Here is a 1973-nt window from a genome sequence, read left to right as displayed (position 1 = left end):
CCGCGCGCCAGCGCCCGCTTGCGCACCGCATAGATGTTGTTGCGCAGCGCATAGAGCTCGTCGGCATACGACAGCGGCACCGCCACGCGGTTCACCACGCGGTCGAGCTCGTCGAGCTCCTTCGTGAGTTCGGCCGGATCGCCGCGCTGGCCGTCCACCTTGCCCTCGATGTCGCGCAGCCGCGCATACCAGCGGAACACGCGGCGGCGCACGCGGAACTGGTAGAGCGGCGGCACCACGCGGCTCAGCGGCAGCATCAGCACCAGCAGGCCGCCGAGCACCAGCCACATGCGCTCGATCAGGTTGCTGGCCCAGAACGGCAGGTAGCGCTGCCAGAACGGCGGCGTGCCGTTGATGGCGCGGTCGCCCTCGGGGCTCACGGGCAGTTCGCTGGTGCGCGTGTTCGGGAAGTCGCGCGGCCGGTTGAACCAGCCGGCACCGCCATGCAGGTGCTGCGCGGCCTGCGCGAACAGCTGGCGCAGCGCGGGATGGGTGTCCTCGCGCGACAGCAGCGAGGTGGTGGCCGCGAGCAGCGACACGTCGCCGGCCGGCAGGTCCTTCGACAGGTCGACCACGCCGCGCGGCAGGGTCACGGCCGAGAGGAAGGGAAAGCGCCGCGTGTACGCGTCGGCCTGCACGAAATCCATGAGCCGGATGTCGTTGGCGCGCAGCAACCGCTGCACCTGCGGCGACTGCGGCGCCGACGACAGCACGATCGCATCGAGCAGCCCGGCCTGCAGCGCCTCGGCGGCCGCGGCCTGCTCGAGGTTCGACAGCAGCAGCGCATCGGGCGCGAGCCGGTTGGCCTCGAGCAGCCGGCCCATGAGTTCGGGCAGGCCGCTGCCGGGCATGTCGACGTTGACGCGCAGGCCGCGCAGCTGGGTCAGCGAGGTCAGCGGGATCGGCGCTGGGGGCGTGACGGGTTGCGCGGGCGGCGGTGCGGCCTTCTTGCGCTCGGCGCCGTGGCGGCCCTTCGCGGCTGCCTTGGCCGCCTTCTTCGCCTTCTCGGCCTCCGCCGCCTGCTGCGCGATCACGCTGTCGGGCGCGCGCGTGATCGCGTCGGGCCGGTAGAACAGCCAGATCGGCTCGAAGAACAGGCTGCCGAGCGAACTGAGCCCGGCCTCCTCGTCGGCCACCGGGTCGGCGCTGCCGCCGCGCACGAAGCCCACGTCGGCCTCGCCCTTGCGCAGCAGCTCGAGGTTCTCCGACGAGCCCGAGGTCGGCTTGAGCGTGACCTCGATGCCGCTGAGCTTGAGCGACTCGGCATAGCGCTTGCCGAACTGCGCATAGGCGCTGCCCGTGGGACCGGTGGCCAGCGTCACCTGCTTGGGCGGCTGCGGCTGCAGCCACCAGTAGGCGGCGATCAACAGGCCGATCACGAGGAACAGGATCGGGCCGGCGGAGGCGATCAGGTCGCGGATCGACAGCAGGATCAGCTTGAGGGTTCTCGGGAAGGCCATGGTGTCTCGCTCGTGGGGTCAGCGCGGCGCGGTGCCGAGCTCGGCGGCCGAGGGGATGTGCAGTTCGCCGACCGTCACCGAGCGTGCCGCCAGCACCGCGCGCAGGGTGGCGCGCGCGGCGACCTCGGCCGCCATGGCGCTGAGCACCGTCATGCCCGGGCCGTCGGCCGCCAGCGGCACGCGACCGGTGGCGAGCGCGAACAGGGTGTCGCCGTCGCTCATGGTGTGCACGGGATTGATGGCGCGCGCCAGGCCGTCGTGCGCCACGGTCGCGAGCCGGTTGGCCTGCACCTTGGTCAGCACCGCGTCGGTGGCGATCACGCCGATGGTGGTGTTGGTGCCGGCCAAGAGCGGCTTGGGCAGCTCGCCGCGCAGCAGGGCGCGGCGCGTGTCGAGCAGCGCGCGGCCGTCCTCGGTGCGCGCGCCGGCCACCGGCAGCGCGGTGTCGGGATCGATCACGTCGCCGAGCGAATTGACCGCGATCAGCGCGCCGACCGTGACGCCGCCGACCGT

General features: G+C 72.5%; 2 protein-coding genes. Both read right to left on the bottom strand.

The genetic code is table 11. The features are described 5' to 3' along the window. On the bottom strand, positions 1–1460 hold a 1460-nt coding region (locus AC27VN_RS40010; protein ID WP_490880289.1), incomplete at its 3' end, for a TAXI family TRAP transporter solute-binding subunit. Between the two features lie 18 nt (positions 1461–1478). Beyond that, the coding region (locus tag AC27VN_RS40005) for a P1 family peptidase (RefSeq protein WP_490880288.1) at positions 1479–1973 on the bottom strand (495 nt) is incomplete at its 5' end.

It is taken from the genome of Variovorax sp. 20P10.2.4, from assembly GCF_058244205.1.
Note: the sequence above shows the minus strand (reverse complement) of the source record. Positions and strands in the feature narration are given on the sequence as shown.